20 protein-coding genes, 1 pseudogene and 1 riboswitch are annotated in these 22,206 nt (G+C 67.4%); of the genes and pseudogenes, 5 read left to right on the forward strand and 16 right to left on the reverse strand.

Annotation, left to right across the window (positions count from 1 at the left end; genetic code table 11):
- The first annotated feature begins 88 nt into the window (after window positions 1-88).
- Window positions 89-3,478, forward strand: coding sequence for a pyruvate carboxylase (locus GBRO_RS08935; RefSeq protein ID WP_012833635.1), 3,390 nt, complete (start codon window positions 89-91; stop codon window positions 3,476-3,478).
- Window positions 3,479-3,589: 111 nt separating this feature from the next.
- Here the strand turns inward: GBRO_RS08935 and GBRO_RS08940 are convergent, their stop codons facing one another.
- The 3 genes from GBRO_RS08940 to GBRO_RS08950 form a co-directional block, all read right to left on the reverse strand.
- Complete coding sequence (locus GBRO_RS08940; RefSeq protein WP_012833636.1) at window positions 3,590-4,237, reverse strand: nucleoside/nucleotide kinase family protein; 648 nt, start codon at window positions 4,235-4,237, stop codon at window positions 3,590-3,592.
- Window positions 4,238-4,553: 316 nt separating this feature from the next.
- The gene (locus GBRO_RS08945) at window positions 4,554-6,161 is read right to left on the reverse strand and encodes a 4-hydroxyphenylacetate 3-hydroxylase family protein (RefSeq protein WP_012833637.1); all 1,608 of its coding nucleotides are present in this window, start codon (window positions 6,159-6,161) and stop codon (window positions 4,554-4,556) included.
- A gap of 71 nt (window positions 6,162-6,232) precedes the next feature.
- A complete protein-coding gene (locus GBRO_RS08950; protein ID WP_012833638.1) occupies window positions 6,233-6,817 on the reverse strand; it encodes a flavin reductase family protein in 585 nt (194 codons plus the stop codon).
- Between the two features lie 120 nt (window positions 6,818-6,937).
- Here GBRO_RS08950 and GBRO_RS08955 point away from each other — a divergent pair, with 120 nt between their 5' ends.
- Window positions 6,938-7,882, forward strand: a complete 945-nt coding sequence (locus GBRO_RS08955; RefSeq protein ID WP_012833639.1) for an AraC family transcriptional regulator — start codon at window positions 6,938-6,940, stop codon at window positions 7,880-7,882.
- 62 nt (window positions 7,883-7,944) lie between these two features.
- On the opposite strand, the gene GBRO_RS27695 is transcribed toward GBRO_RS08955, so the two are convergent.
- The 7 genes and pseudogenes from GBRO_RS27695 to uraD (GBRO_RS08985) all read right to left on the reverse strand — a co-directional run bounded on the left by GBRO_RS27695 (window position 7,945) and on the right by uraD (GBRO_RS08985) (window position 12,978).
- Entirely contained in the window at window positions 7,945-8,265 is a 321-nt protein-coding gene (locus GBRO_RS27695; RefSeq protein WP_041919819.1) for a hypothetical protein, read from the reverse strand.
- Between the two features lie 23 nt (window positions 8,266-8,288).
- Window positions 8,289-8,969, reverse strand: a pseudogene (locus GBRO_RS08965) (5-methyltetrahydropteroyltriglutamate--homocysteine S-methyltransferase); the annotation flags it as partial.
- A gap of 150 nt (window positions 8,970-9,119) precedes the next feature.
- Window positions 9,120-9,321: riboswitch (cobalamin riboswitch) on the reverse strand.
- A gap of 117 nt (window positions 9,322-9,438) precedes the next feature.
- Window positions 9,439-9,891: a DUF5994 family protein gene (locus tag GBRO_RS08970; protein WP_012833640.1), complete on the reverse strand. Its 453-nt coding sequence runs from the start codon at window positions 9,889-9,891 to the stop codon at window positions 9,439-9,441.
- Window positions 9,888-10,013 carry a hypothetical protein gene (locus GBRO_RS27375; protein WP_012833641.1) on the reverse strand — a complete coding sequence of 42 codons (126 nt, stop codon included), beginning with the start codon at window positions 10,011-10,013 and terminating at the stop codon, window positions 9,888-9,890. Before GBRO_RS27375 ends, GBRO_RS08970 begins: the two co-directional genes overlap by 4 nt.
- A gap of 100 nt (window positions 10,014-10,113) precedes the next feature.
- Window positions 10,114-10,440 carry a hydroxyisourate hydrolase gene (gene uraH, locus GBRO_RS08975; protein WP_012833642.1) on the reverse strand — a complete coding sequence of 109 codons (327 nt, stop codon included), beginning with the start codon at window positions 10,438-10,440 and terminating at the stop codon, window positions 10,114-10,116.
- Window positions 10,437-10,970: a 2-oxo-4-hydroxy-4-carboxy-5-ureidoimidazoline decarboxylase gene (uraD, locus tag GBRO_RS08980; protein ID WP_012833643.1), complete on the reverse strand. Its 534-nt coding sequence runs from the start codon at window positions 10,968-10,970 to the stop codon at window positions 10,437-10,439. The genes uraH and uraD (GBRO_RS08980) overlap by 4 nt, the downstream gene beginning before the upstream one ends.
- Before the next feature lie 10 nt (window positions 10,971-10,980).
- Window positions 10,981-12,978 (reverse strand): 2-oxo-4-hydroxy-4-carboxy-5-ureidoimidazoline decarboxylase, encoded by a 1,998-nt coding sequence (gene uraD / locus GBRO_RS08985; protein ID WP_012833644.1) that lies wholly within the window; start codon window positions 12,976-12,978, stop codon window positions 10,981-10,983.
- A 133-nt stretch (window positions 12,979-13,111) separates the two neighbouring features.
- On the opposite strand from uraD (GBRO_RS08985), the gene GBRO_RS08990 reads away from it, so the two are divergent.
- Window positions 13,112-13,699 carry a nucleotidyltransferase family protein gene (locus GBRO_RS08990; protein WP_012833645.1) on the forward strand — a complete coding sequence of 196 codons (588 nt, stop codon included), beginning with the start codon at window positions 13,112-13,114 and terminating at the stop codon, window positions 13,697-13,699.
- Window positions 13,700-13,723: 24 nt separating this feature from the next.
- Here the strand turns inward: GBRO_RS08990 and GBRO_RS24685 are convergent, their stop codons facing one another.
- The gene (locus GBRO_RS24685) at window positions 13,724-14,347 is read right to left on the reverse strand and encodes a TetR/AcrR family transcriptional regulator (RefSeq protein ID WP_012833646.1); all 624 of its coding nucleotides are present in this window, start codon (window positions 14,345-14,347) and stop codon (window positions 13,724-13,726) included.
- 117 nt (window positions 14,348-14,464) lie between these two features.
- Between GBRO_RS24685 and GBRO_RS09000 the strand changes: the two genes are divergently transcribed.
- Window positions 14,465-16,033, forward strand: a complete 1,569-nt coding sequence (locus GBRO_RS09000) for an MFS transporter (RefSeq protein ID WP_012833647.1) — start codon at window positions 14,465-14,467, stop codon at window positions 16,031-16,033.
- Window positions 16,034-16,172: 139 nt separating this feature from the next.
- Window positions 16,173-16,931 carry a hypothetical protein gene (locus tag GBRO_RS09005; RefSeq protein ID WP_012833648.1) on the forward strand — a complete coding sequence of 253 codons (759 nt, stop codon included), beginning with the start codon at window positions 16,173-16,175 and terminating at the stop codon, window positions 16,929-16,931.
- A 16-nt stretch (window positions 16,932-16,947) separates the two neighbouring features.
- Here the strand turns inward: GBRO_RS09005 and GBRO_RS09010 are convergent, their stop codons facing one another.
- The 5 genes from GBRO_RS09010 to GBRO_RS09030 all read right to left on the reverse strand — a co-directional run bounded on the left by GBRO_RS09010 (window position 16,948) and on the right by GBRO_RS09030 (window position 22,184).
- Window positions 16,948-17,325 (reverse strand): hypothetical protein, encoded by a 378-nt coding sequence (locus GBRO_RS09010; protein ID WP_012833649.1) that lies wholly within the window; start codon window positions 17,323-17,325, stop codon window positions 16,948-16,950.
- Window positions 17,326-17,331: 6 nt separating this feature from the next.
- The gene (locus GBRO_RS09015; RefSeq protein WP_012833650.1) at window positions 17,332-19,137 is read right to left on the reverse strand and encodes an acetyl/propionyl/methylcrotonyl-CoA carboxylase subunit alpha; all 1,806 of its coding nucleotides are present in this window, start codon (window positions 19,135-19,137) and stop codon (window positions 17,332-17,334) included.
- A 199-nt stretch (window positions 19,138-19,336) separates the two neighbouring features.
- Window positions 19,337-20,827: a condensation domain-containing protein gene (locus tag GBRO_RS09020; protein ID WP_012833651.1), complete on the reverse strand. Its 1,491-nt coding sequence runs from the start codon at window positions 20,825-20,827 to the stop codon at window positions 19,337-19,339.
- Window positions 20,824-21,273 carry a SufE family protein gene (locus tag GBRO_RS09025; RefSeq protein WP_012833652.1) on the reverse strand — a complete coding sequence of 150 codons (450 nt, stop codon included), beginning with the start codon at window positions 21,271-21,273 and terminating at the stop codon, window positions 20,824-20,826. The genes GBRO_RS09020 and GBRO_RS09025 overlap by 4 nt, the downstream gene beginning before the upstream one ends.
- Window positions 21,270-22,184 (reverse strand): sulfurtransferase, encoded by a 915-nt coding sequence (locus GBRO_RS09030; protein WP_012833653.1) that lies wholly within the window; start codon window positions 22,182-22,184, stop codon window positions 21,270-21,272. The genes GBRO_RS09025 and GBRO_RS09030 overlap by 4 nt, the downstream gene beginning before the upstream one ends.
- Window positions 22,185-22,206: the final 22 nt, after the last annotated feature.

The raw sequence follows: 22,206 nt of genomic DNA on the forward strand, positions 1-22,206 counted from the left end.
TCGATCTGTGTGAAGCGGCACGACCGGTGCGGGTGAAGAGTGCAAGGACGGCCCCGGTGCGCATGCGCACGCGACGAGAGAGAGTCAAGTGTTCGACAAGGTTCTGGTTGCCAACCGCGGCGAGATCGCGATCCGTGCATTCCGCGCGGCGTACGAATTGGGGGCACGTACGGTAGCGATCTTCCCGTATGAGGATCGCAATTCGGTGCATCGGCTCAAGGCCGACGAGTCGTATCAGATCGGGCGGCCGGGCCATCCGGTACGCGCCTACCTGTCCGTCGATGAGGTGGTGGCCGCCGCGGTGCGCTGCGGCGCCGACGCCATCTATCCGGGGTACGGATTTCTCTCCGAGAACCAGGGACTTGCGGCGGCGTGTGCGCAGGCGGGCATCACGTTCGTCGGCCCGTCGGCCGATGTCCTGGAGCTGACCGGAAACAAGGCGACCGCGGTGGCCGCGGCCAAGGCGGCCGGCCTGCCGGTGCTGGCATCCTCAGAGCCATCGTCGGACATCGACGAGCTGCTCGCGGCTGCCGAGGACATGCGGTTCCCCGTCTTCGTGAAAGCGGTGGCCGGTGGCGGTGGGCGCGGGATGCGTCAGGTGCCGCGTATCGAGGACCTCGCCGAGGCCATCGGGGCGGCGTCCCGGGAAGCCGAGGCGGCCTTCGGCGATCCGACGGTGTTCCTGGAGCAGGCGGTGGTCAATCCCCGCCACATCGAGGTGCAGATCCTCGCCGACACCCACGGCGATGTCATCCATCTCTACGAGCGTGACTGCAGTGTGCAGCGTCGGCATCAGAAGGTCATCGAGCTGGCGCCCGCGCCGAATCTGTCGCCGGAGCTGCGTGAGCGGATCTGTGCCGATGCGGTGGCCTTCGCCCGCCACATCGGCTACTCGTGCGCGGGCACGGTGGAGTTCCTGCTCGACGAACAGGGCAACCATGTGTTCATCGAGATGAATCCGCGGATTCAGGTCGAGCACACGGTCACCGAAGAGATCACCGACGTCGACCTGGTCGGTTCGCAGCTACGCATCGCCGCCGGCGAATCGCTGGCCGATCTGGGATTGACCCAGGACCGCATCGCGATTCGTGGGGCGGCGCTGCAGTGCCGGATCACCACCGAGGACCCGGCCAACGAGTTCCGGCCCGACGTCGGCCGGATCACCGCTTACCGCTCACCGGGTGGTGCGGGTGTGCGGCTCGACGGCGGTGCCGTCCTCGGAGCCGAGGTCAGTGGCCACTTCGACTCGATGCTCGTCAAATTGACCTGCCGTGGAAGAGATTTCGCCACTGCTGTGCGACGTGCCCGCCGTGCGGTGGCCGAGTTCCGCATTCGTGGCGTGGCCACCAACATCCCGTTCCTGCAGGCTGTGCTCGACGACCCCGATTTTCGGGCGGGGCGGGTGACGACATCGTTCATCGCCGACCGGCCGTGGCTGTTGACCTCGCGTTCCTCGGCCGACCGCGGGACCAAGATCCTGACCTACCTCGCCGACGTGACGGTCAACAAACCGCACGGTGAGCGCCCGACGACGGTGTACCCGCGCGACAAACTCCCCACCCTCGACAAAGACGTGCTGGCCCACCCGCCGGCCGGCTCCAAACAGCGACTCACCGAGCTGGGGCCGGAGGGATTCGCCGCGGACCTGCGCGCCCGAAAGGCGTTGGGTATCACCGACACCACCTTCCGCGACGCTCACCAGTCGCTGCTGGCGACCCGGGTGCGCACCAGCGGACTGATGATGGTCGCGCCGTATGTGGCGGCGACGACACCGCAGTTGCTCTCCATCGAATGTTGGGGCGGGGCAACCTATGACGTCGCACTGCGATTCCTCAAGGAGGATCCGTGGGATCGACTGGCACAGATGCGTGAGGCGATTCCCAACATCTGCCTGCAGATGCTGTTGCGTGGTGCCAACACCGTCGGCTACACCCCGTATCCGACGAAGGTGACCACCGCTTTCGTCGCCGAGGCGACCGAGGTGGGTATCGACATTTTCCGGATCTTCGACGCGCTCAACAACATCGAGCAGATGCGTCCGGCCATCGACGCGGTCCGCGAGACCGGAACGGCGGTCGCCGAGGTCGCGATGAGCTACACCGGCGACCTGGCGAATCCGACCGAGGATCTCTACACCCTCGACTACTACCTGCGACTCGCCGAGCAGATCGTCGACGCGGGTGCTCATGTGCTGGCCATCAAGGACATGGCCGGTCTGCTGCGCGCCCCGGCGGCCACCAAGCTGGTCTCCGCGCTGGTCAAGGAGTTCGAACTGCCGGTGCACGTGCACACCCATGACACGCCGGGTGGTCAGTTGGCCACGTACCTGGCGGCGTGGGAGGCCGGGGCGTCGGCCGTCGACGGGGCGAGCGCCGCCCTGGCGGGTACCACGAGTCAGCCGGCACTGTCGGCGATCGTCGCCGCCACCGCGCACACCGAGCGCGACAGCGGACTCGATCTGGCCGCGGTATGCGACCTGGAGCCGTACTGGGAAGCGCTGCGCAAGGTCTATCACCCGTTCGAATCGGGTCTGCCGGCGCCCACGGGACGCGTGTACACCCACGAGATCCCGGGCGGCCAGTTGTCGAATCTGCGGCAACAGGCCATTGCGCTCGGTCTGGGCAACCGGTTCGAGGCCGTCGAGCAGGCCTACGCCGCGGCCGACCGGCTGCTGGGCAGGCTGATCAAGGTGACCCCGTCGTCGAAGGTGGTCGGCGATCTCGCCCTTGCGATGGTCGGCCGCGGTATCACGGCCGACGAATTCGCCTCTGACCCGTCCTCATTCGACATTCCGGACTCGGTGATCGGATTCCTGCGTGGCGAACTCGGCGACCCCGCCGGCGGCTGGCCGGAACCGCTGCGCACCCTGGCTCTCGAAGGGCGCGCGGAACCGCGTGCGACGGTGGAACTCTCGGCCGCAGACTCCGCGGCTCTCGACAAACCCGGCCGCGACCGGCAGGTCACCCTCAATCGTCTGCTCTTCCCCGGCCCCACCAAGGACTTCGAGGATCACTTCGAAACCTACGGTGACACCTCACGATTGAGTGCCAACCAGTTCTTCTACGGACTGCGCTACGGCGAAGAACACCGGGTGGAACTCGAACCCGGCGTCGATCTCATCATCGGTCTCGAGGCCATCAGCGAACCCGACGAGAAGGGTATGCGCACGGTCATGTGCGTGCTCAACGGGCAACTCCGCCCGGTGTCGGTACGCGATCGCTCCATCGACTCGACGGTGGAGGCAGCCGAAAAGGCCGATCGCTCCAACCCCCACCACATCGGCGCACCCTTCGCGGGGGTCGTGTCACTCGCGGTGGATGTGGGTGACGAGATCGTCGCCGGCGCGGCGATCGGCACCATCGAAGCGATGAAGATGGAAGCCACCATCACCGCCCCGATCGGCGGCAAGGTCGCGCGCGTCGCGATCGGACCGGTCAGTTCCGTGGCACCGGGGGATCTGCTCATCGAGATCGGGTAGGTGCCCTCGCCGGCCACTCGGCCCGGCAGGATTGAGGGGCCGGCCGGGGTGCTGTCCTGTCTGCTGGTGTGCCGCGATCGGCGCGCTCTCGCTGCGCTCGTGCGTGCCGGTTCAACCGGCGGGTGGGGTGCCGGTCTCGGTTGACGCGTCGATCACGGCGTCTGCGACTTCCCGGGTGGACGCGACGCGCGCGGCGTTCGGCTCGTCGACGGTGTCGATCCACCGCGCCGCCTGCTCGGGAGTCTTGCCGGCGGCGATGTGGCGGGTGAGCAGTCGCCGACGGCGGACCCCGGTCTCGGCGTCGACGTAATAGAGGCGGGTCAGCAACGGGCGCACCATGTTCCACTCCGGTTCATCGAGTCCGAGGTAGTTTCCTTCGGCCACGACGAGCCGCGCGGATGCGGGGATGACCAGTCGCGCGGCAATGGGTTCACCCATCGTGTGATCGAAATCCGGTGCGTAGACGTCGGATTCGGCGGCGACGACTCTGTGCAACAGCGCAACGAAGCCCGCTGCGTCGAAGGTGTCGGGTGCACCCTTGCGGTCCCGGCGACCGAGTGCGTCGAGGACGTCGTCGGAGAGGTGGAAGCCGTCCATCGGCAGGTAGCCGACCGCATCCGGTCCCAGAGTCTCGGCGGCGTGGGCGAGCACCCGTCGGGCGAGGGTGGTCTTGCCTGCCCCGGGCGGACCGGCGAAGCCGATCACCACGCGCTCCCGGGATGCGGAGGCGAGCGCAGCGATGTCCGATTCGACCGTCACGACTCGACCCTACGCATCGCGGGGTCGTGGCGTGTGTCCGCGAGGAACGAGCCGCGCCCTCCATTTGCTGGTTGAGCCGTGTCCGCGAGGAACGAGCGGCCACGTGTCGAAACCATCCGCAACCCGAAAACGTCAGCGCCCCAACACAATTCACCACCCCAGAGTCGACGACCCACAATTGTCGAACCCCCGACGGAAATGAGAACTCGCACCGGCAGATCTGCGACCGCGGGAGGGCGCAGATCCGTCGATGCGAGTTCGTGCATCCGGCGGCGAGGCGGGGCAACTCACCCGCCGCCGGAGCCGTCTCGGTCGGCTACTTGTTCCCGAAGTAGCTGACGTCGTCGTTGCCGATGAGGTCGGGAACGGTCCAGCCGTCGAGGTCGTACTCGGACAGGCACTGCTCGGCGAGACCCTTCATCTGATCTACGCCACCGCGGTTCTGGGCGGCGAAGAGCAACTCGGCCTTCACGTTCTCGTGGTTGCCGGAGTAGTTGCGCTCGTAGAGCTCGTGGCGGCCACCGAACTCGGAGCCGATTGAATCCCACAGTGCCTTCATGACCTTCACGCGGTCGACGGCGGTGATGCCGTTGGAGCCACGAACGTACTTGTCGAGGTACGGCCGGACGTCGGGGCTCTTGAAATCGGCCGCACTCGACGGGAGATAGATCAGACCCGATGCGACGTCCTGCTCGATGATCTCCTTGATCCGCGGGTAGCCCTGCATCATGAACATGCGGTAGGTGAGCCCGTATTCGAGTCGGGGGATCACGGTGTCGCCGATCCATGGCTCCGGGTTGTGGGCCATGGCGTCGGTGAGCGTCCAGAACAGATTGCGCCAGCCGATGACCTCACCGACGCGGGTCTGCACGCCGCGGAACCCGCCGGAGCCGGTGCAGTCGAGGGCCTTCATCAACAGGCCGGCGATGAAGTCGAGTTTGACCGCGAGCCGCGTGCAGCCCTGGAAGGTGAAGCGGGGCAGGAAGCCGGACTGCGGGAAGAACGCGTTGATGCGCTCGACGTCGCCGTACATGAAGACGTTCTCCCACGGCACGAGCACCTTGTCGAAGACGAAGATGGTGTCGTTCTCGTCCATCCGGCTCGACAGTGGGTAGTCGAAGGGGCTGCCCATCACGGCGGCCTGCTCGGTGTAGGACGACCGGCAGATCAGTTTGATGCCCGGTGCGTCCATCGGGACCGTGCAGATGAGGGCGAATTCCTTCTTCTTGATCGGCAGGCCGTAGTGGGCGATGAAGTTGTAGTTGGTGATGGCCGATCCGGTGGCGACCACCTTGGCGCCGGAAACCACCAGGCCGGCGTCGGTCTCCTTCTCCACCTTCATGAAGACGTCACCCACCTCGTCGGGCGGCAGCTGGCGGTCGACGGGCGGATTGATGATGGCGTGATTCCAGTAGAGGACCTTCTCCTGGGATTCGCGGTACCATCGTTCGGCGTTGGCCTCGAAAGGTGCGTAGAGGTCCTTGTTGGCGTGCAGGGTGCCCAGGAAGCTGGCCTTGTAGTCGGGGGAGCGGCCCATCCAGCCGTAGGTCATCCGCGCCCACTCGGCGATCGCGTCGCGTTCCTTGATGAGATCGTCGGAGCTGGTCGGAGCCTTGAAGAAGGGCATGGTGACGCCCCCGTTGCCGGTGTCGGTCGCGGTGGTGACCTTGTCCTTGGTCGCCGGGTCGTGCATGGAGTCGTAGAGCCGGGCGGTCATCCGGATCGGGTTGCGGAAGGCCGGATGGGTGGTGACGTCCTTGACGCGCTCACCGTGCAGCCAGATCTCGCGGCCGTCGCGCAGCGACTCGATGTACTCGTCGCCGGTCATCGGCCGTGATGCGAAGTTCTCGGTCTTGTTCGCCGGCGAGTCGGCGGCCGGATTCACCTGCGGCGCGCCGGTGTCGGGACGTTCGATGGTGGTCATGATTGATACCTCTTTCTGATCGATTGATCGCGAGTGTCGATGAATGATGCTTGGCTGGACGGGACTTGCGGTCAGGCGGACTGTTCGGCGCCGGTGAGGTGAAACGGTGTGAACGTGGTCGTCGAGTCGAACCAGCCCGAATGCGGGTCGTCGGCACTCAGGGTCCACAGGGAATTGACGGTGGGCTCGCCCAGATCGTGGAAAGTGCTGCGGTAGTAGAGAAGTGGTGACTTTCCGCTGGACTCGGCATCAACGATCTCACCGATGAAGATGATGTGGTCGCCACCGTCGTAGCTGCGCCACGGCACGCAGCTGATGGTTGCCGCTGATCCGCACAGGACCGGTGCGGTGGCGCCGTCGGCCCAGACCGGGCCAGGGTTCGCCGGGCGTCCGGCGAAATGCATTGCGATGTCGAGCTGATCGGCCGCGAGGATGTTCACCGCGAACGGCGCGTCGGACAAGAAGTTGCACGCCTTGGACTTTCGGGTCAGCGTCACCTGGCAGAGGCGGGGTTCCAGCGATACGGCGGTGAAGGCTGTCACCGTTGCGCCGTGCGGTTCTCCGTCATTGTTTGCGCAGGTGATGACAGTGACGCCGCTGGCGAACTGGCCGAAGACGTTCTGTAGGGCCCGACGTTCTGTGTCACCGTGTCCCATATGACCTCTCCTTTCGATGAGGCAGAATGTGATGTAGAACATAGGTTGACACCGGCCCGACTTCGATCCGCTGAACGCGATGGCGATCCGGAATGCGCGGTGGAGTCGTGAGGAGTTGTGATGGGCCAGGTCGAGCGGCTTTCCATTCCGGGGGATCCGGAGTGGGAAGCGGCGTCGGCAGCGGTTTCCGACGCCTACTTTCCGCATACGCTGGATCCGCGGGAGGCGGGTAGTACGGCGTTCGACGCCGATGTGGCGGTTACCATGCTCGGGCCGCTGCGCATCGCGCGGATCGGCTGGGGGGCGGAGGTGGCTATCCACACCGAGCATCCGGGCGCCTACGGCATCAACGTCCCGCTCGGGGGTGTGCTGGAAACCCGGGTCGGCGGTAATGCGGTGGTCTCCACCAACGGGCTGGCCACGGTGAACCCGCCGGACACCCCGGCCGAGATCACACGGTGGTCGAGTACGTGCACGATTGTGGGCGTCAAGATCGACCGGGATTTTCTGCAGCACGAACTCTGCCGCGTCACGGGGCGACCCGACGCCACCATCCCGGATCAGCTGGATCTGCACTCACCGGAGGGGGCGAGCTGGTTCCGCCTCGTTCAGTCCATCGCGGGTCAGCCGACCGACGACCCGCTCCTGGCCAATCCGCTCATCGCCCAGCAACTCGCCGGGTCGCTGACCGATGCCTTCCTGCTCGCCGCCGTGCCCGACGATCCGGCCGATCTGAGCCGGCTGCAGCCGCGCATCGTGACGCGGGTACTCGACGCGCTACGGGCCGATCCGGCCCGGCCGTGGTCGGCCGCCGACATGGCCGATGTCGCCGGCGTGAGTGTCCGTCGCCTCCAGGAGGGCTTCCGTGAGTACGTCGGACGGACCCCGCGGGAGTGCCTCACCGAGATCCGGCTCGCCGCCGTCCACGCCGACCTGACCTCGGGTGCGGTGGCCTCGGTGACCGATGCGGCGATGAAATGGGGGTTCACCCACACCGGTCGGTTCGCCGCCGCATTCCGCACCAAGTACGGGGTGGCTCCGTCGCAGGTGTTGCGCGAAGCGTGAGGCGCGATCACCGCCGCCCGAACCCCGGGCGGCGGTGATCGTGTCGTGCTACCTACTCCGGATCAGACGAGCTGTTCGCGCATGGTCTGCGCGGCGGCGACCATGTTCCGCAGCGACTCGACCACCTCGCCGGTGTCGCGGGTTTTGAGGCCGCAGTCCGGATTCACCCAGAGACGCTGCGCATCAACGGCTTTGAGTGCCGATGCGAGGGAGTTCTCGATCTCGGCGGTACCTGGAACGCGCGGAGAGTGGATGTCGTAGACACCCGGGCCCACCGCATTGGCGAAGCCGATCGCATTGAGATCGTCGAGTACCTCCATGTGTGAGCGGGCGGCCTCGATCGAGGTGACGTCCGCGTCGAGGGCGGCGATCGCACCGATCACCTCACCGAACTCCGAATAGCACAGGTGTATACCGCGCCGGCCAATTCGGGTAGACCGCCGACGGCATCGGTCACCAGTGACGGTTCGTCGAACTGGACCCATTCCACGCCGGCGTCGACGAGATGATCGAGTAACTCGAAGTAGGCCGGTACGACGTCGTCGATACGCGTGATCGGATGGGGCGCACCGTCAACCGCCTTGCACAGGGTGAGGAAGGTGACCGGGCCGAGTACGACCGGCCGGGCGGGGATCCCGAGCGCGTGGGCCGCGGCGATCTCGGCGAGAATCTTCTCCGGCCGCAGGCGGAACGTGGTCGCCGCCGAGATCTCCGGCACCAGATAGTGATAGTTGGTGTCGAACCACTTGGTCATCTCGAGCGGCGCGATCTCCGTGGTCCCGCGGGCCGCGGCGAAGTACCGGTCGAGCGGATCGGTGACCCCGGCGACCCGAGGCGGAAGCGCGTCGAGCATGACCGCGGTGTCGAGGACGTGGTCGTAGAACGAGAAGGTGTTGACCGGGACCGAATCAAGCCCGGCCGCAACGAGTTCGGTCCAGGTCTGGCGCCGCAGATCGGCGGCGACGGTGTGGAGGTCGGCGGCCGGCACGCGGCCCGCCCAGTATCCTTCGACGGCACGTTTGAGTTCGCGGCCGGGTCCGATGCGGGCGGTACCGAGAACGGTCGCGGTGAACGGTCGTGGTGACATGTGTGTACTCCTGCAGGACAGACGGATGGTCTCCCCGCCCTGCATGGGTACGTCGAGCAAGCCCCTCCGGCGCCGAAAAGGTGGTACAGACACCGTGATTCGCCAGTTCGACCTGCGCCCATTCCACGAGGCGGCGAGCCACCGGACGCAGCGCGTCCGGTACACCTGGCAGGTCTTCGGGCTCACCGGCGTGCGACGTCGATGGACGTGGCTCCTACTGGCCGTCGCTTCCCGGACCCGCAGGTCCAGTGCTCGTTGACGGCGGTCGTTCCGGCATACCGCTGCGGGACAGCTCCGGATTCACACCGGATTCCCTCTCACCCGACCGTTCACCGAACGGGCGGGCTCGACGCCGGCCGGTGTCGTAGGGGCTCCATGATCGACACGGTCGGCGAACCAACTGCACCACCGACCATAGTGGATGCCGCGCGTCCGGCAGGACCGGGTACCCCGGAGGGCGACGCGGCGATCAGGCCGGCACGGGGTGGGCGGCGCGCTGTTGTGCGGCGGCCCGATGCAGGATGCGGTGCGCGCCGCGATACAGATGACTGTGCTCCGAGGTCGACGACCAGAGGCGTCCGCCCGCCTGGCGCAGCAACTCGGCGGCCAGCGTCGACGCCGTGCGCGGCGGGATCACCAGAACGGTCACGTCGGCGCGCTCGGCGGTGATGCACATCAGCGGCAGCGTCTCCGGTCCCTGCGCGGAGTCCAGACCGGGATAGCGGCCCAGGTTGCGCCAGTTGACCTCGATACCGGTGATGGTGCCCAGACGCTCACGGGCAGCCGACTGCAGTCCGCCGAGTTCGGTGGAGATGTGGTCGGTGTAGGGCAGCCACGCACCGCCGATGACGTCGGATAGGTCGGCGGCGAGGCTCAGGCGCGTCGGGCCCAGGGTGGGCGCCGGCGCGCTCCCGGCGGTCATTGCTGTCCGGTGGAGGAGGAGTCGACGTCGGAGTCGGAGAACTCGAGGTCGACGGTCGCCGTTGTCGCGGCATCGGTATGCGGTGCGGCATCGGGATGAGAGAAGAGGGGATCGGCGTTCACCGGAGGTCCAATCAGTTCGTGCGGTCGTCAGATTCGTCGCCGCCATCTCGACTCTACGCGTGGGGGGCCCGGCCACCCGCCAGCGGGTGCGGCGAGTCGCTCAACTGCCCCGGTACGTCGAGTAGGCGAACGGGCTCAGGAGCAGCGGGACGTGATGGTGGCGGTCGGGGTCGTCGATCTCGAAACAGATGTCGACCTCGGGGTAGAAACCGGTGATGTCGTTGTCGGCGAACCAGTTCCCGGTGTCGAAGACGAGGTGATAGATCCCGGGGACCAGTGCCTCGGTGGTGACCTGCCCGATCCGGCCATCGGAATCGGTGACGCCCGAAGACAATTCGGTGCCACTGGCATCCTGCAGGACCACGGCGACGCCGGCCGCCGGAGCGCCCGTCACCGCGTCGAGCACATGGGTGGACAGCCCGCTCATACGTCGGCGACCTCGCCGGCGAAACGTCCCGCCGGTGCCAGCATGCGCTGCAGGCGGCTCCGGTTGATCTTGGCCAGTTCCATGCGCAGCACCCTACGCTCGGTGGCCGGGTCATTGCGCAGACGCTGCTCGAGGATGGCGAGGAGTTCATCGGCGGGCCGGCCGTTGGCGAATACGAGGTAGACGTGCCCGAACTTCTCGTCGTAGGCCTCGTTGAGTTCGCGCAGCCGCGCCAGTACCGCCGGATCGGCCCCCGCCACACCCGACTGCTCCCGCTTCGACGACGGGTTGTCGGGTCGTTCACCGATGCGGGGATGGCCGGCCAACGCCTCGTCGAGGTCGGCGTCGGTGAGTTCGGCCAGGATCAGGTCCGCGTACTCCAGCAGCGCCTCCTCGTCGGGAAACGGTCTGGCCCGGGCCACCCGCAGCGCCCAGATCGATGAACTGCAGCATTCGTAGAGCGCGCTGATCGCCTGTCTCTCCGTCAGTCCGTTGAAACTGTCGATACCGCGCCAATCGACTCGTCGCATGCCGCTCAGCCTAGGAGAGTTCGGGCTGACGACTGAAACGCGCGGAGGTGATGGGGTTGGCGTCGGCCACGAGGTCGTCGAAGCGGTAGTTGGCGATCTTCGCGATCTCGATGAGCGCGAACGACTTCTCGGACGTCTCCGCGTTGTCCATCCGCGACCAGCCGTGCCGCAGGACGCGGTCGTAGCGTTCGGTCTCGCGGGCGCAGATCACCAGCGGGAACCCGAAGTGCTCGCGGTAGGCCGAGGCGAGGTTGACGACGTTCTCGTGCTCGGTCTCCTCGAGATGGGACAGTCCCTTGTGGTCGACGGCGATCAGTTCGCCGGTCTCGGCGTCCTCGGCACCGAGATCGGGGAAGGCGCGGATCAGTTCGAGGTGCTGCGCGTCGCTGCCGGTGAGCATGGCCTCCTGGAAGGCGCTGCGCAGGTCGTGCACGTCTTCGAAGGGCCGCTGCTCGAAGGCGCGGTCGAGGACCCAGTCGACGTGCTGGACGACGCCGCCGAAGGTGTCGCGGAACTGTTCCTTGGTCATCGTGTTGACCTCGTCGAGGGTGATCGACCCACCGCCGGCAACCGCGGGTCCGCGCTTGGCGATGTGGAAGAACAGAAGGTTCAACAGGATCGCCGAGATCGCACCCATCGTGATGCCGGTCGAGAAGGGTATCTGCAAGAAGATGTTGGGCATCGCCTGATCGACGCCGGGCAGGGCCGGAACGTCCACCATGGTGCCGTCCTTGGCGATCACCGTGCTCGGTGGTGACGACTGCGAGTGCTCGACGTAGAGCGCGATCGCCAGGGAGGTGGCAGAGATGATGAGGTTGCGGTGGTCGGTGAAGTCGACGGTGGTCAGCGTCTGGATGCCGACGATCGCGACGGTGGCGAACATGATCAGCGCGGCGCCGCCGAGCACCGGTGCCGGGATCGATTCGACGATCTTGGCCAGCTTGGGCAGTACGCCGAGGATGATCATGATGACACCGGCGCAGGCGACCACCCAGCGGCTCTTGACCCCGGTCAGCCGAACCAGACCCACGTTCTCGGAGAACGCGGTGTACGGGAAGGAGTTGAACGAGCCGCCGATCACCGTCGCCAACCCGTCCGCGCGGACGGTGGCGGCGATGTCGCTCTTCTTGATGCGTTTGCCGACGATCTCACCGGTCGCGAAGACCGAACCGGTCGATTCGACGATCACGACGAGCAACACCACGATCAGCGAGACGATCGCCACCAGGTCGAAGCGCGGCCAGCCGAAGGCGAACGGAGGGGTGAAACCCACCCAACTCGCCTCGCCGACGCTGCTGAAATTCGCGTCGCCGAGCAGCCAGGCGACGAAGGTCCCGACCGCGAGTCCCATCAGCACCGCGATGGTCGCCATGAACCCGCGGAAGAAGCGCTGCATCAACACGATCAGCAGGATCGTGCCGAGGGCATAGAGGTTCCACCGGGGGTTGGCGGGGTCGTGGTCGTGGGTCGCCGGGTCACTGATCGCGTCGCCGGCACCGATCGGCAGCAGACAGATGCCGATGATGGTGATCAGGGTGCCGGTCACCACGGCCGGCAGGAACCGGATGAGTTTGGCGAAGAACGGCGCGATGAGGAACGTGAAGACGCCCGCGGCGATGACCGCGCCGTACACGGTCTGCAGGCCGACACGGGCCGCGTGTTCGCCGGTGCCCGCGTTGTCGTTGGCGATCTTGATCACCGGCGCGAGGGTGGCGAAGGTGATGCCCTGCAGGAGCGGCAGACGCACGCCGATCTTCCAGAATCCGACCGCCTGGAGCAGCGACGCGATGCCGCACGTGAAGAGGTCTGCGGTGATGAGCATCGTCAGCGCTTCGTCGTCGAGGTTGATCGCGCGGGCGATCAGCAACGGCACCAGGACCGCGCCCGCGTAGAACGCGACGACGTGCTGGGCACCGAGCGCGACCATCTTGCCGACCGGGGGAACCTGGTCGACGGGGTGGACGCGCTTGTTCCTCGGGGTGGCTGCCGGGACGGCTTCGGTCGTCATTGGTCTCCTACCGTGATCGCTACGGGGGGAATCATGGACCCACGGACGCGACCTCGCCAGACGGCGGATCGTATATTGCGTCAGGGTTAATCCGACGGACCGACGATGTCCTCGGATGGTGATCGGAGGTGCGATGTCGTCGCGTGAACCGCATGCGGGCCGGGGTGCCGAAGCGTCCGGACGGGTACTGGGAGTGGTGCTCGCCGCCGGTGCCGGAAGCCGCTTCGGGATGCCGAAAATCCTTGCACATCAAGGAGACTGGCTGCGCTCGGCAGTGGCGGCACTGCACGACGGCGGGTGTGACGAGGTCGTCGTGGCGATGGGGGCCGCCGCGGTCGCCGTTCCGCGTGGCGCGAGTGCGCTGGTGGTCGAGAACTGGGCGGACGGATTGAGTGCCTCGGTGTCGGCAGCCATCGGAGCGGCACGTCAGCGGGCGGTGAGCGCCAATGTTCTTTTACAGGTTGTTGACATGCCCGATGTGGGAGCCGATGTGGTCGCACGTGTCCTGGCCGCCGCGCAGGGTCGTCCCGATGCGCTGGTGCGTGCGCAATTCGACGGCGCGCCATCCCATCCGGTCTACCTCGGTGCCGACCATCTACCGGGGGTTCTCGCGGTGCTACGCGGCGACGTGGGCGCGCAGACGTACCTGCGCCGACGCAACGACGTAATCGGCGTCGAGTGCGGGGATCTGGCGAGTGGGCGTGATCGCGACGTGGAGTGAACGCGGTGTGCGGGCTGGGCGCGTCTAGGACTGGGCATCGGCCCGGGCGCCCAGGGCGTACATGACGGTGTCGACGACGGCCTCGTTGTCGACGCGGCCCTTCTCGTGGCCGGTCAGCCGGGGCTGGGTGCAGCGGAGGAACACCGATCCGATCAGCAGGTAGGCGAGTGCGTCGGCGTCCGCCCCGTGATCGACGAGACCCGAGTCCTGGGCCGCACGGATGAAGTTGGCGATCGTCGTGATGCTGTGATGGGGGCCGTGATCGTTCTCGGCCATGACGGCGAAGAGGTCGTCGCGTAGTTCGGCGTCGGCCTGGCTGGCGAGCAGGACATCGAGGCCCGCGTCGAGGAAGGCGCCGACGTTGTCGGTGATGGCGAGCAGGCCGTTGCGCAGTTCGGCAACGGTCGGCGGTGCCTGCAGGGGTGCTGTCTTGAACTCCAGCACGGGGTGGAGCGTGGCCGAGAAGACCGCCTCCAGCAGGCCCTGGCGATCGCCGAAGTGATAGAAGATGCTGCCTTCGGAAATGCCCATCCGCGAAGCGATCTCGCGGGTGGTGAGGCGAGCGAGGCCGCGTTCGCGCAGCACGTCGAGGGTTGCGGCGATGATCTCCTCGCGGCTGGTCTTGGGGGGTCGTCCGCGACGCGTCACAAGTGTGACGATACCGAAGGTGAATTCTTCTTGAAGAATTGCTCAGAATATGGCTTATTGAGCTGCCACTCAGAATATGCGACACTTGCTGAGCTTCTACTCAGAAAAGGAGGTCGCATGTCCCGGAAGTGGTTGACCCTGACCGCCGTCTGTACCGGCGTGTTCATGCTGTTGCTCGACATCACCATCGTCAACGTGGCCCTGCCCGACATCCAGGCCGATCTGGGTGCGTCGCTGTCCGGCCTGCAATGGGTGATCGACGTCTACGCACTGACCCTGGCCGCATTGCTGCTCACCTCGGGCACCATCGCCGACATCGTGGGCCGCAAGGTGGTCTTCGCCACCGGCATCGTGGTCTTCACCGCGGGCTCGCTTGCCTGTGGCCTCGCACCCACCATCGAGTTCCTGGTGACGGCCCGCGCTGTGCAGGGGGTGGGCGGGGCGATCATGTTCGCCACCTCGCTCGCCCTTCTGGCACAGGCCTTCCCGCCGCGTGAACGGGGCGTCGCGTTCGGCGTCTTCGGGGCGGTGACCGGGGTATCGGTTGCCGTCGGCCCGGTGCTCGGTGGACTGCTGACCAGTGGCATCTCCTGGCACTGGATCTTCTACGTCAACATCCCGGTGGGGATCGCGGCGCTCGCCGTGACCATCTGGGGTGTCGACGAGTCCAAGGCTCCGGGCGTCCACCGCATCGACTGGCTCGGCTGCGTGAGTTTCAGTGCCGCACTGGCTTTTCTGGTGTTCGGTCTCATCCGCAGCCACGCCGACGGGTGGGATTCGCTCACGGTTGCCGGTTCGCTGGTGTTGGCCGCAGTACTGATCGTGGCCTTCGTCATCGTGGAACGTGTTGTCGCACAACCGATGATCGATGCGTCGTTGCTGCGGGTACCGACCTTCAACGGCGGACTGGTCGCGGCGTGGGCGATCTCGGCGTCGATGTTCTCCGTGCTGACCTACCTGGTCATCTATCTGCAGTCGATCATGGGCTACTCGGCGCTGGAGGCCGGCCTGCGGTTCCTGCCGTTCTCCGGCGTCGTCTTCGTCGCGGCCGGTGTGGCCGGGCGGCTCTCGGACATCGTGCCAATCCGGTGGCTGATCGCACCCGGTTTCGTCCTCGTCGCGGTGGGCCTGTGGCTGCTGCGCGGCACCGACCCGACCGGGGGATGGACGCAACTCATCCCCGGATTCGTCATCGCCGGCGTCGGGACCGGCATGATAAATCCGCCGCTCGCGTCGACCGCGGTGGGCGTCGTGGAACAGGCGCGTGCCGGGATGGCATCGGGCATCAACTCGACCTTCCGGCAGATCGGCATCGCGACCGGCGTCGCCCTGCTGGGCAGCCTGCTCGCGGCGCGGTACTCCGATGTCGTCACCGACGCCCTGGCCGGTGGCCCGCTCGGGGGCCGGGCCCGGGAGATCGGTGATTCGCTGGCGGCCGGTGATGTCGCCGGGGTCCTTCAGTCGGTGCCGGGTCCGATGCGCGCTCAGGTGCTGGCCGAGGCGGCGCAGGGATACGTGGCCGGACTCGATCAGATCCTCGCGATCGCCGCCTGCGTGGCGCTGGTGGCCGCCGTGATCACCGCGGTCCTCATCCGGCAGCGCGACTTCCACGACGGTGACTTCCACGAGGGGGGTGCCGACGAGGGGCTCCGCGTGATCCGGCCGGAACACACCGAAGTGGGTTAGGCCCGCACTCCGTCGTTCCCGTTTCGTTTCCTTCTCGTCGCCGTTCCGGTGCACGTCGCCGGAGCGGCGCACCCACGCCGGTGCTTAGGGTGCAGGTGGGAGGCGAGAAGTCCGGGGGCCGGGCCGCGAGGTGAAGGCCGTGACGCAGACACAGCGTGGTGGTGTCGCCGCCCTGATCGCTGCCGGTCTCGCGGTTCTGCTGCTCGCCGCGTGCTCCGCACGGACCGATGCCGGCGCACCCGTCACCGCGTCGTCGACGGCGAACGCCCGCATCCCGGCCGAGTTCGACACCACCTTCCGGTGGGTCCCCGGTCAGGTCTTCGACCTCGGCGGGTCCGAGGGAACCTTCGTCCGGGCCTTCGTGGAGTCCTTCGAACTCGCCAACGCCGGCCGGTCGGTCACGTGGGGTTATCCGGGATTCGCCGACGCCGCGCCGTCGAACATCGATCAGATGGTCACCGCATACCCGTCCGCCGTCTCGGCGCAGCGACCCGGGGTGGGTACCGTCTTCTTCACCGGGCTGCGCCGCGTCGACGACGGTGAACGTACCCGAATCGTGTTGTGCCGCTACGGTTATCGATCCATCCGGGAGAACGATGCCACGTGGTCGTCGACGCTCGACGAGGTGCGCCCGGTGGAGATCGACATCCGACGCGTCGGGGCCACCCCGCCGGCCGGGATGAGCGGGACCCAGCGGACCCCCGACGGTGACGTCTTCGGCGGCTGGTACGTCCCACGATTCGACTTCGCGGCCATCTATCCGACCCCCACCGCTGATGAGAATGCGTGCGCGGCTTCGACTCCCGAGGGGCTTGTGCGCCGGACGCCGACCCACGGCCACGCCCCGTGGCCGGTGATGGCACCGAGTCCGGGATGGTCCGGCGTCAAGGCGGTGTGAAACAGCGGATCGCCCGTCAGGAGATCGGCAAGACGGTCAAGCCCAGCGCGCCTTCGGCGAACCGGGTGACCGGGCCGACGGCGACCTCGAGTGCGTCGTCGTAGCCGGCGCGTGCCCGGCCCCACAGCCGACCCGCGTCCCCGGCACGTTCGACACCGTCAGGTTCGACACCGTCACGCTCCACACCGATGAGCGCGATCAGCTCGCCTGTCGTCGGGACGCAGACGGCCCAGACGAAAGCTCGCTCGTCGGCCCAGTCGCGATCGGTCGTCGTGACGTAGGCGACCGGGTCGTGGACGCCGAGATCGAGCAACGCCGGGACGTCGGTGATCCGGTCGTCCGCACGAAGCGCACGCAGATACCAACTCCCGGCGTTGATCTCGACAGGTTGCAGGGCGAGCTACTTCAACTCGAGGAGAACCGTGCCCTGGGTGACCGCGGCACCGGCCTCGACGGCGAGTCCGGTGACCACGCCGTCCTTGTGCGCGGTGACCGGGTTCTCCATCTTCATGGCCTCGAGGACCACGACGAGCTCGCCCGCGGCGACCTCCTGGCCCTCCTCGACGGCGACCTTGACGACGGTGCCCTGCATCGGGGCCGCCACGGCGTCGCCGGATACGGCCGCGCCGCCACCCTTCTTGCGCGAGCGGGCCTTGGGCTTGCGGCGGACCACGCCGTTGGAAGCGCCGCCACCGCCGCCCAGCGCGAGATCACCGGGCAGCGACACCTCGACGCGACGGCCGCCGACCTCCACCACGACCTTCTGGCGCGGTGCGGCGTCGTCCTCCTCGATCGGCTCGCCACCGGTGTACGGCTCGATCGGGTTCTCCCAGTCGGTCTCGATCCACTTGGTGTAGATGTCGAAGCGCTCCACGCCGTTCTCGTCGACATGGCCGTGGAAGGCCGGGTTCTCGACGATGTGGCGATGGAACGGGATGACCGTGGCCAGACCCTCGACCTGGAACTCTGCCAATGCGCGACGCGACCGCTCGAGCGCCTGCTCGCGGGTCTCGCCGGTGACGATCAGCTTGGCCAGCATCGAGTCGAACTGTCCGCCGATGACATCGCCCTGCACGACACCGGAGTCCACGCGCACGCCCGGGCCGCTCGGCTCCTTGTACACGGTGATGGGGCCGGGGGCCGGCAGGAAGTTGCGGCCGGCGTCCTCGCCGTTGATGCGGAACTCGAAGGAGTGCCCGCGCGGTGCCGGGTCCTCGGAGAACTCCAGCTTCTCGCCGTTGGCGATGCGGAACTGCTGACGCACCAGGTCGATGCCCGCGGTCTCCTCGGTGACCGGGTGTTCGACCTGCAGGCGGGTGTTGACCTCGAGGAACGACACCAGACCGTCGCTGCCGACGAGGAACTCGACGGTGCCGGCGCCGTAGTAGCCCGCTTCGCGGCAGATGGCCTTGGCCGAGGAGTGGATCTTGGCGCGCTGCTCATCGGTGAGGAAGGGGGCGGGAGCCTCTTCCACGAGCTTCTGGAAACGACGCTGCAACGAGCAGTCGCGGGTCCCGGCGACCACCACGTTGCCGTGCTGGTCGGCGATGACCTGCGCCTCGACGTGTCGGGCCTTGTCGAGGTAGCGCTCGACGAAGCACTCGCCGCGACCGAAGGCAGCGATGGCCTCGCGGGTGGCCGACTCGAACAGGTGCGGGATCTCCTCGATGGTGTAGGCGACCTTCATGCCGCGTCCACCGCCACCGAAGGCGGCCTTGATGGCGACCGGGACGCCGTGCTCCTCGGCGAAGGCGACCACCTCGTCGGCGTTCTTGACGGGGTCCTTGGTGCCCGGCGCCATCGGCGCGTCGGCCTTGAGCGCGATGTGGCGCGCGGTCACCTTGTCGCCGAGGTCGCGAATGGACTGCGGCGACGGGCCGATCCAGATGAGCCCGGCGTCGATGACGGCCTGGGCGAAGTCGGCGTTCTCCGACAGGAAGCCGTACCCCGGGTGGATCGCGTTCGCGCCGGAGCGTGCCGCCGCGTCGAGGATCTTGTCGAACACGAGGTAGGACTCCGCCGAGGTCTGCCCGCCCAGCGCGAACGCCTCATCGGCGAGCTTCACGAACTGCGCGTCCGCATCCGGCTCGGCATACACGGCGACGCTGGGCAGGCCGGCATCGCGGGCCGCGCGGATGACGCGGACGGCGATCTCGCCACGGTTGGCGATGAGGACCTTGGTGATGACGGAATTCGTGGCTGGCACTTGTTCTCCTGGGCCTTACTCGTGCTGGGTGCTGCGCCGTGACGGCACGACACCGGCGTGGCGGACATCGGTGAGTCTGTGGGTGCACCCGGCCCGATGAGAGGCATCGGCCAGGTGACATACGCCACCTGGAGTGTAGGCGGCGCACGTTCCGGCAATCACCCTAGCCCACCGAGCAATCGTTCGGTGGAGGCCCACATCACTTCGGTGAGCCGAAGGTGCTCGAGTCACCGAGGCGTCGGACCAACTCGGTGAAAGCGCGCAGGTAGGCGTGTACCGGGCCGACCTCCGGATCGATGTGATCGCCGTCTTCGGCATGCGCGCCCGGCGGTCTCTCCCCGCCGGCCGGGGTCACCTCCGCGGATTCGCGGGGGAAGCGGGCCGAGTAGCGCATCCCCGACGGGGTGCGGTTGATCCACACGTACACCTCGTCGGGCGCGTAGCTGTGCGAGCGGATGACCTTGGCGCGTCCGGCGTCGGCGGCTCCCGCGCCCGGCGCATACCGGGTGTCGATGAACGAGATCACGAACTGCGGCCCCCCGCGGTGCCCGATCAGCTCGGCGACCCGCAGAAACGGCAGCGACGCCCCTTCCCGGCCCTGTTTGAGGGCGGCGGTGGTGCGGGCGACCGCCCGATCGAAGGTCGGCGAATCCGACATGTCCACACACAGCGGCGCGACGGCGACGAACCAGCCCAGCGCGGTCAGCCAGCGGGCCTCGTCGCGGGTGTGGCGGGGGAGCACGCAGCGGAATTCCGGGTCGCCGGTCAGCTGGTGATGCACCACCGCAAAGGCCGCGAGTACACCGGCGGTGAGGGTGCCACCGGCCTCCGAGCACACCGCGGTGAACCGGTTGGCGGCGGCGTCGTCGAGGATGGTGCCCCACAACGATTCCTGCGGGGCGTCGGTGACCGGGTCGGGGTCGCGCACCGGCGGCGCGGCGGGAGTGAGTTCCGAACGCAGTGACGGCATGCCACCGGCGCCCGAACGCAGGAAACGTTCCCAGGCGCCGACCGCCGGGTGATCGGCACCGGACTGGTCGGCGAGTCGTCGCTCCTGGGCACTGAAATCGACGTAGCTGCCGACCTCGGGCAGGTTGGCGCTGCGGTGTTCGCGCACCGCGCGGTACAGGGTCACCAGCTCCTGCTGGGCCATGATCAGCGAATACCCGTCCACCAGAGAGTGGTCGGCCGCGAAGAGCAGGGTGAAGGACCGTTCCCGCCCGACGGTGGCGAACATGTACGCCGGCCACTGCAGCGGCGCCGTCGCCCGGTCGAAGGCACCGGCGAGCTGCTCCATGAGGGGACCGGCGTCGCTGTACCAGCCGATCCGGCCCATCTTGAGCTTCACCGTGCCCGGCGCGGTGGTCAGCCGCTGCAGGCCGCGGCCTTTGATGACGACGTGGCTGCGCAGCACCTCGTGCCGGTCGATCCACTGCGTCAGCACCGACCGGATCGCCGGGATCGACAACGGTTCGTCGAACTCGATCGTCAGACCCAGCCACGACTCACGCCCACCCTCGCGCCGGGTGCGCACGCGGTACTCGAAGGCCGAACGAAGGTGCTGCTCATGATTGTGGGAGGTCAGCCGGGAATCGGCGTCCCAGGCGCCCAGACCGCCCGGTACGAAGGGCGTCCACTCGACGAGACCACCGGGTTCGAGTGCCTCGTCACGGATCTGGACGAACTTCATGCCCCGGTGTCGGGGTTCGGGTCACCGGCGGTCTGGATACGTACCTGGTTCTTGATGCGGCCGAGCATGCCGGCCATCCCGCGTAGCCGCAGCGGGCTGACCACCGACCCCAGTCCGAGGTCGTAGTAGAAGTCGGCGGGCACGTCGAGGATCGCCGCCGCGGGGGCGCCGTCGAGTCCCTGGTGCAGGATCGACGCGAACCCGCGGGTCGTCGGGGCCTCCCGGGGCGCACTGAAGTAGAGGCGTACCTCGGCGGCATCGGCGGCGTCGACCGACAGGAACACCGGCGACTGGCACTCGGGGACCGGTTCCATCGCGTCTTCGCGAAGATGATCCGGGAGGTCCGGCAACTCGCCGGCGAACTCGAGCAGCAGCGTCACCCGGTCCGATTCGCCGAGAGCGCCGAAGTCGTCGACGATCTCGGCGAGAGCGGGCGGCAGGCTCATCGCTGTGCTGAACCGGAGTTCGAGCCGGGCGGCGAGCCCGGTTCGGTGCCGACGGCGATCGGGACGCGTACCGCGTTGCCCCACTCGGTCCACGAACCGTCGTAGTTGCGCACGTCGGTGAACCCGAGCAGATGGGTCAGCACGAACCAGGTGTGGCTCGAGCGCTCGCCGATGCGGCAGTACGCGATCGTCGGGGTGTCCGCGTCGAGGTCGCCGTACACCTCGTCGAGTTCGGCGCGCGACCGGAACCGGCTGTCGGGGGCGGCGGCCTTGGCCCACGGGATCGAGATCGCAGTCGGGATGTGACCGCCGCGCAGCGCGCCTTCCTCGGGATAGTCGGGCATGTGGGTGCGTTCGCCGGTGTACTCCTGCGGCGAGCGGACATCGACCAGCGGCTCGGTACCGAGCGCGGCGAGGACATCCGCGGCGAACACCCGGATGCGGGAGTCGTCGCGCTCCACTACCGGGTAATCCGAGCGCGGATACTCGGGGACGTCGAAGGAGGTGTCGCGGTCCTCGGCCATCCAGGCGTCGCGTCCGCCGTCGAGCAGGCGGACGTCTTCGTGGCCGAAGAGGGTGAACACCCAAAGCGCGTACGCGGCCCACCAGTTGCTCTTGTCGCCATAGATGACGATGGTGTCGTCGCGCTCGATTCCCTTGCTGCGCATCAACTCCGCGAACTGCTCGCCGTTGATGTAGTCACGCGTCACCGGATCGTTGAGATGCAGATGCCAGTCGATCTTCTGCGCGGTGGGGATGTGGCCGATGTCGTAGAGCAGGACGTCCTCGTCGGATTCGACGATCTTGAGGCCCTTGGCGCCGAGGTGGGCCGAGAGCCACTGGGTGCTCACCAGGCGCTCGGGATGGGCGTACTCGGCAAAGGCCGGGTTCGGGTCGGTTTCAACACTCACGTCTGGTTCTCCAGCTCCCGTC

Source organism: Gordonia bronchialis DSM 43247, assembly GCF_000024785.1.
Classification (GTDB): domain Bacteria; phylum Actinomycetota; class Actinomycetes; order Mycobacteriales; family Mycobacteriaceae; genus Gordonia; species Gordonia bronchialis.

Excerpts from the sequence above, each read along its gene's own strand:
- GBRO_RS08945 (WP_012833637.1), bottom strand. The coding sequence starts at position 6,161 with ATGACCACCATCGAACGTCCCGACACCGGCGCGCCGCAGGTGAATCCG.
- GBRO_RS08950 (WP_012833638.1), bottom strand. The coding sequence starts at position 6,817 with ATGGGACACGGTGACACAGAACGTCGGGCCCTACAGAACGTCTTCGGC.
- GBRO_RS08955 (WP_012833639.1), top strand. The coding sequence starts at position 6,938 with ATGGGCCAGGTCGAGCGGCTTTCCATTCCGGGGGATCCGGAGTGGGAA.
- GBRO_RS08970 (WP_012833640.1), bottom strand. The coding sequence starts at position 9,891 with ATGACCGCCGGGAGCGCGCCGGCGCCCACCCTGGGCCCGACGCGCCTG.
- uraH (WP_012833642.1), bottom strand. The coding sequence starts at position 10,440 with ATGAGCGGGCTGTCCACCCATGTGCTCGACGCGGTGACGGGCGCTCCG.
- uraD (WP_012833643.1), bottom strand. The coding sequence starts at position 10,970 with ATGCGACGAGTCGATTGGCGCGGTATCGACAGTTTCAACGGACTGACG.
- uraD (WP_012833644.1), bottom strand. The coding sequence starts at position 12,978 with ATGACGACCGAAGCCGTCCCGGCAGCCACCCCGAGGAACAAGCGCGTC.
- GBRO_RS08990 (WP_012833645.1), top strand. The coding sequence starts at position 13,112 with ATGTCGTCGCGTGAACCGCATGCGGGCCGGGGTGCCGAAGCGTCCGGA.
- GBRO_RS09000 (WP_012833647.1), top strand. The coding sequence starts at position 14,465 with ATGTCCCGGAAGTGGTTGACCCTGACCGCCGTCTGTACCGGCGTGTTC.
- GBRO_RS09020 (WP_012833651.1), bottom strand. The coding sequence starts at position 20,827 with ATGAAGTTCGTCCAGATCCGTGACGAGGCACTCGAACCCGGTGGTCTC.
- GBRO_RS09025 (WP_012833652.1), bottom strand. The coding sequence starts at position 21,273 with ATGAGCCTGCCGCCCGCTCTCGCCGAGATCGTCGACGACTTCGGCGCT.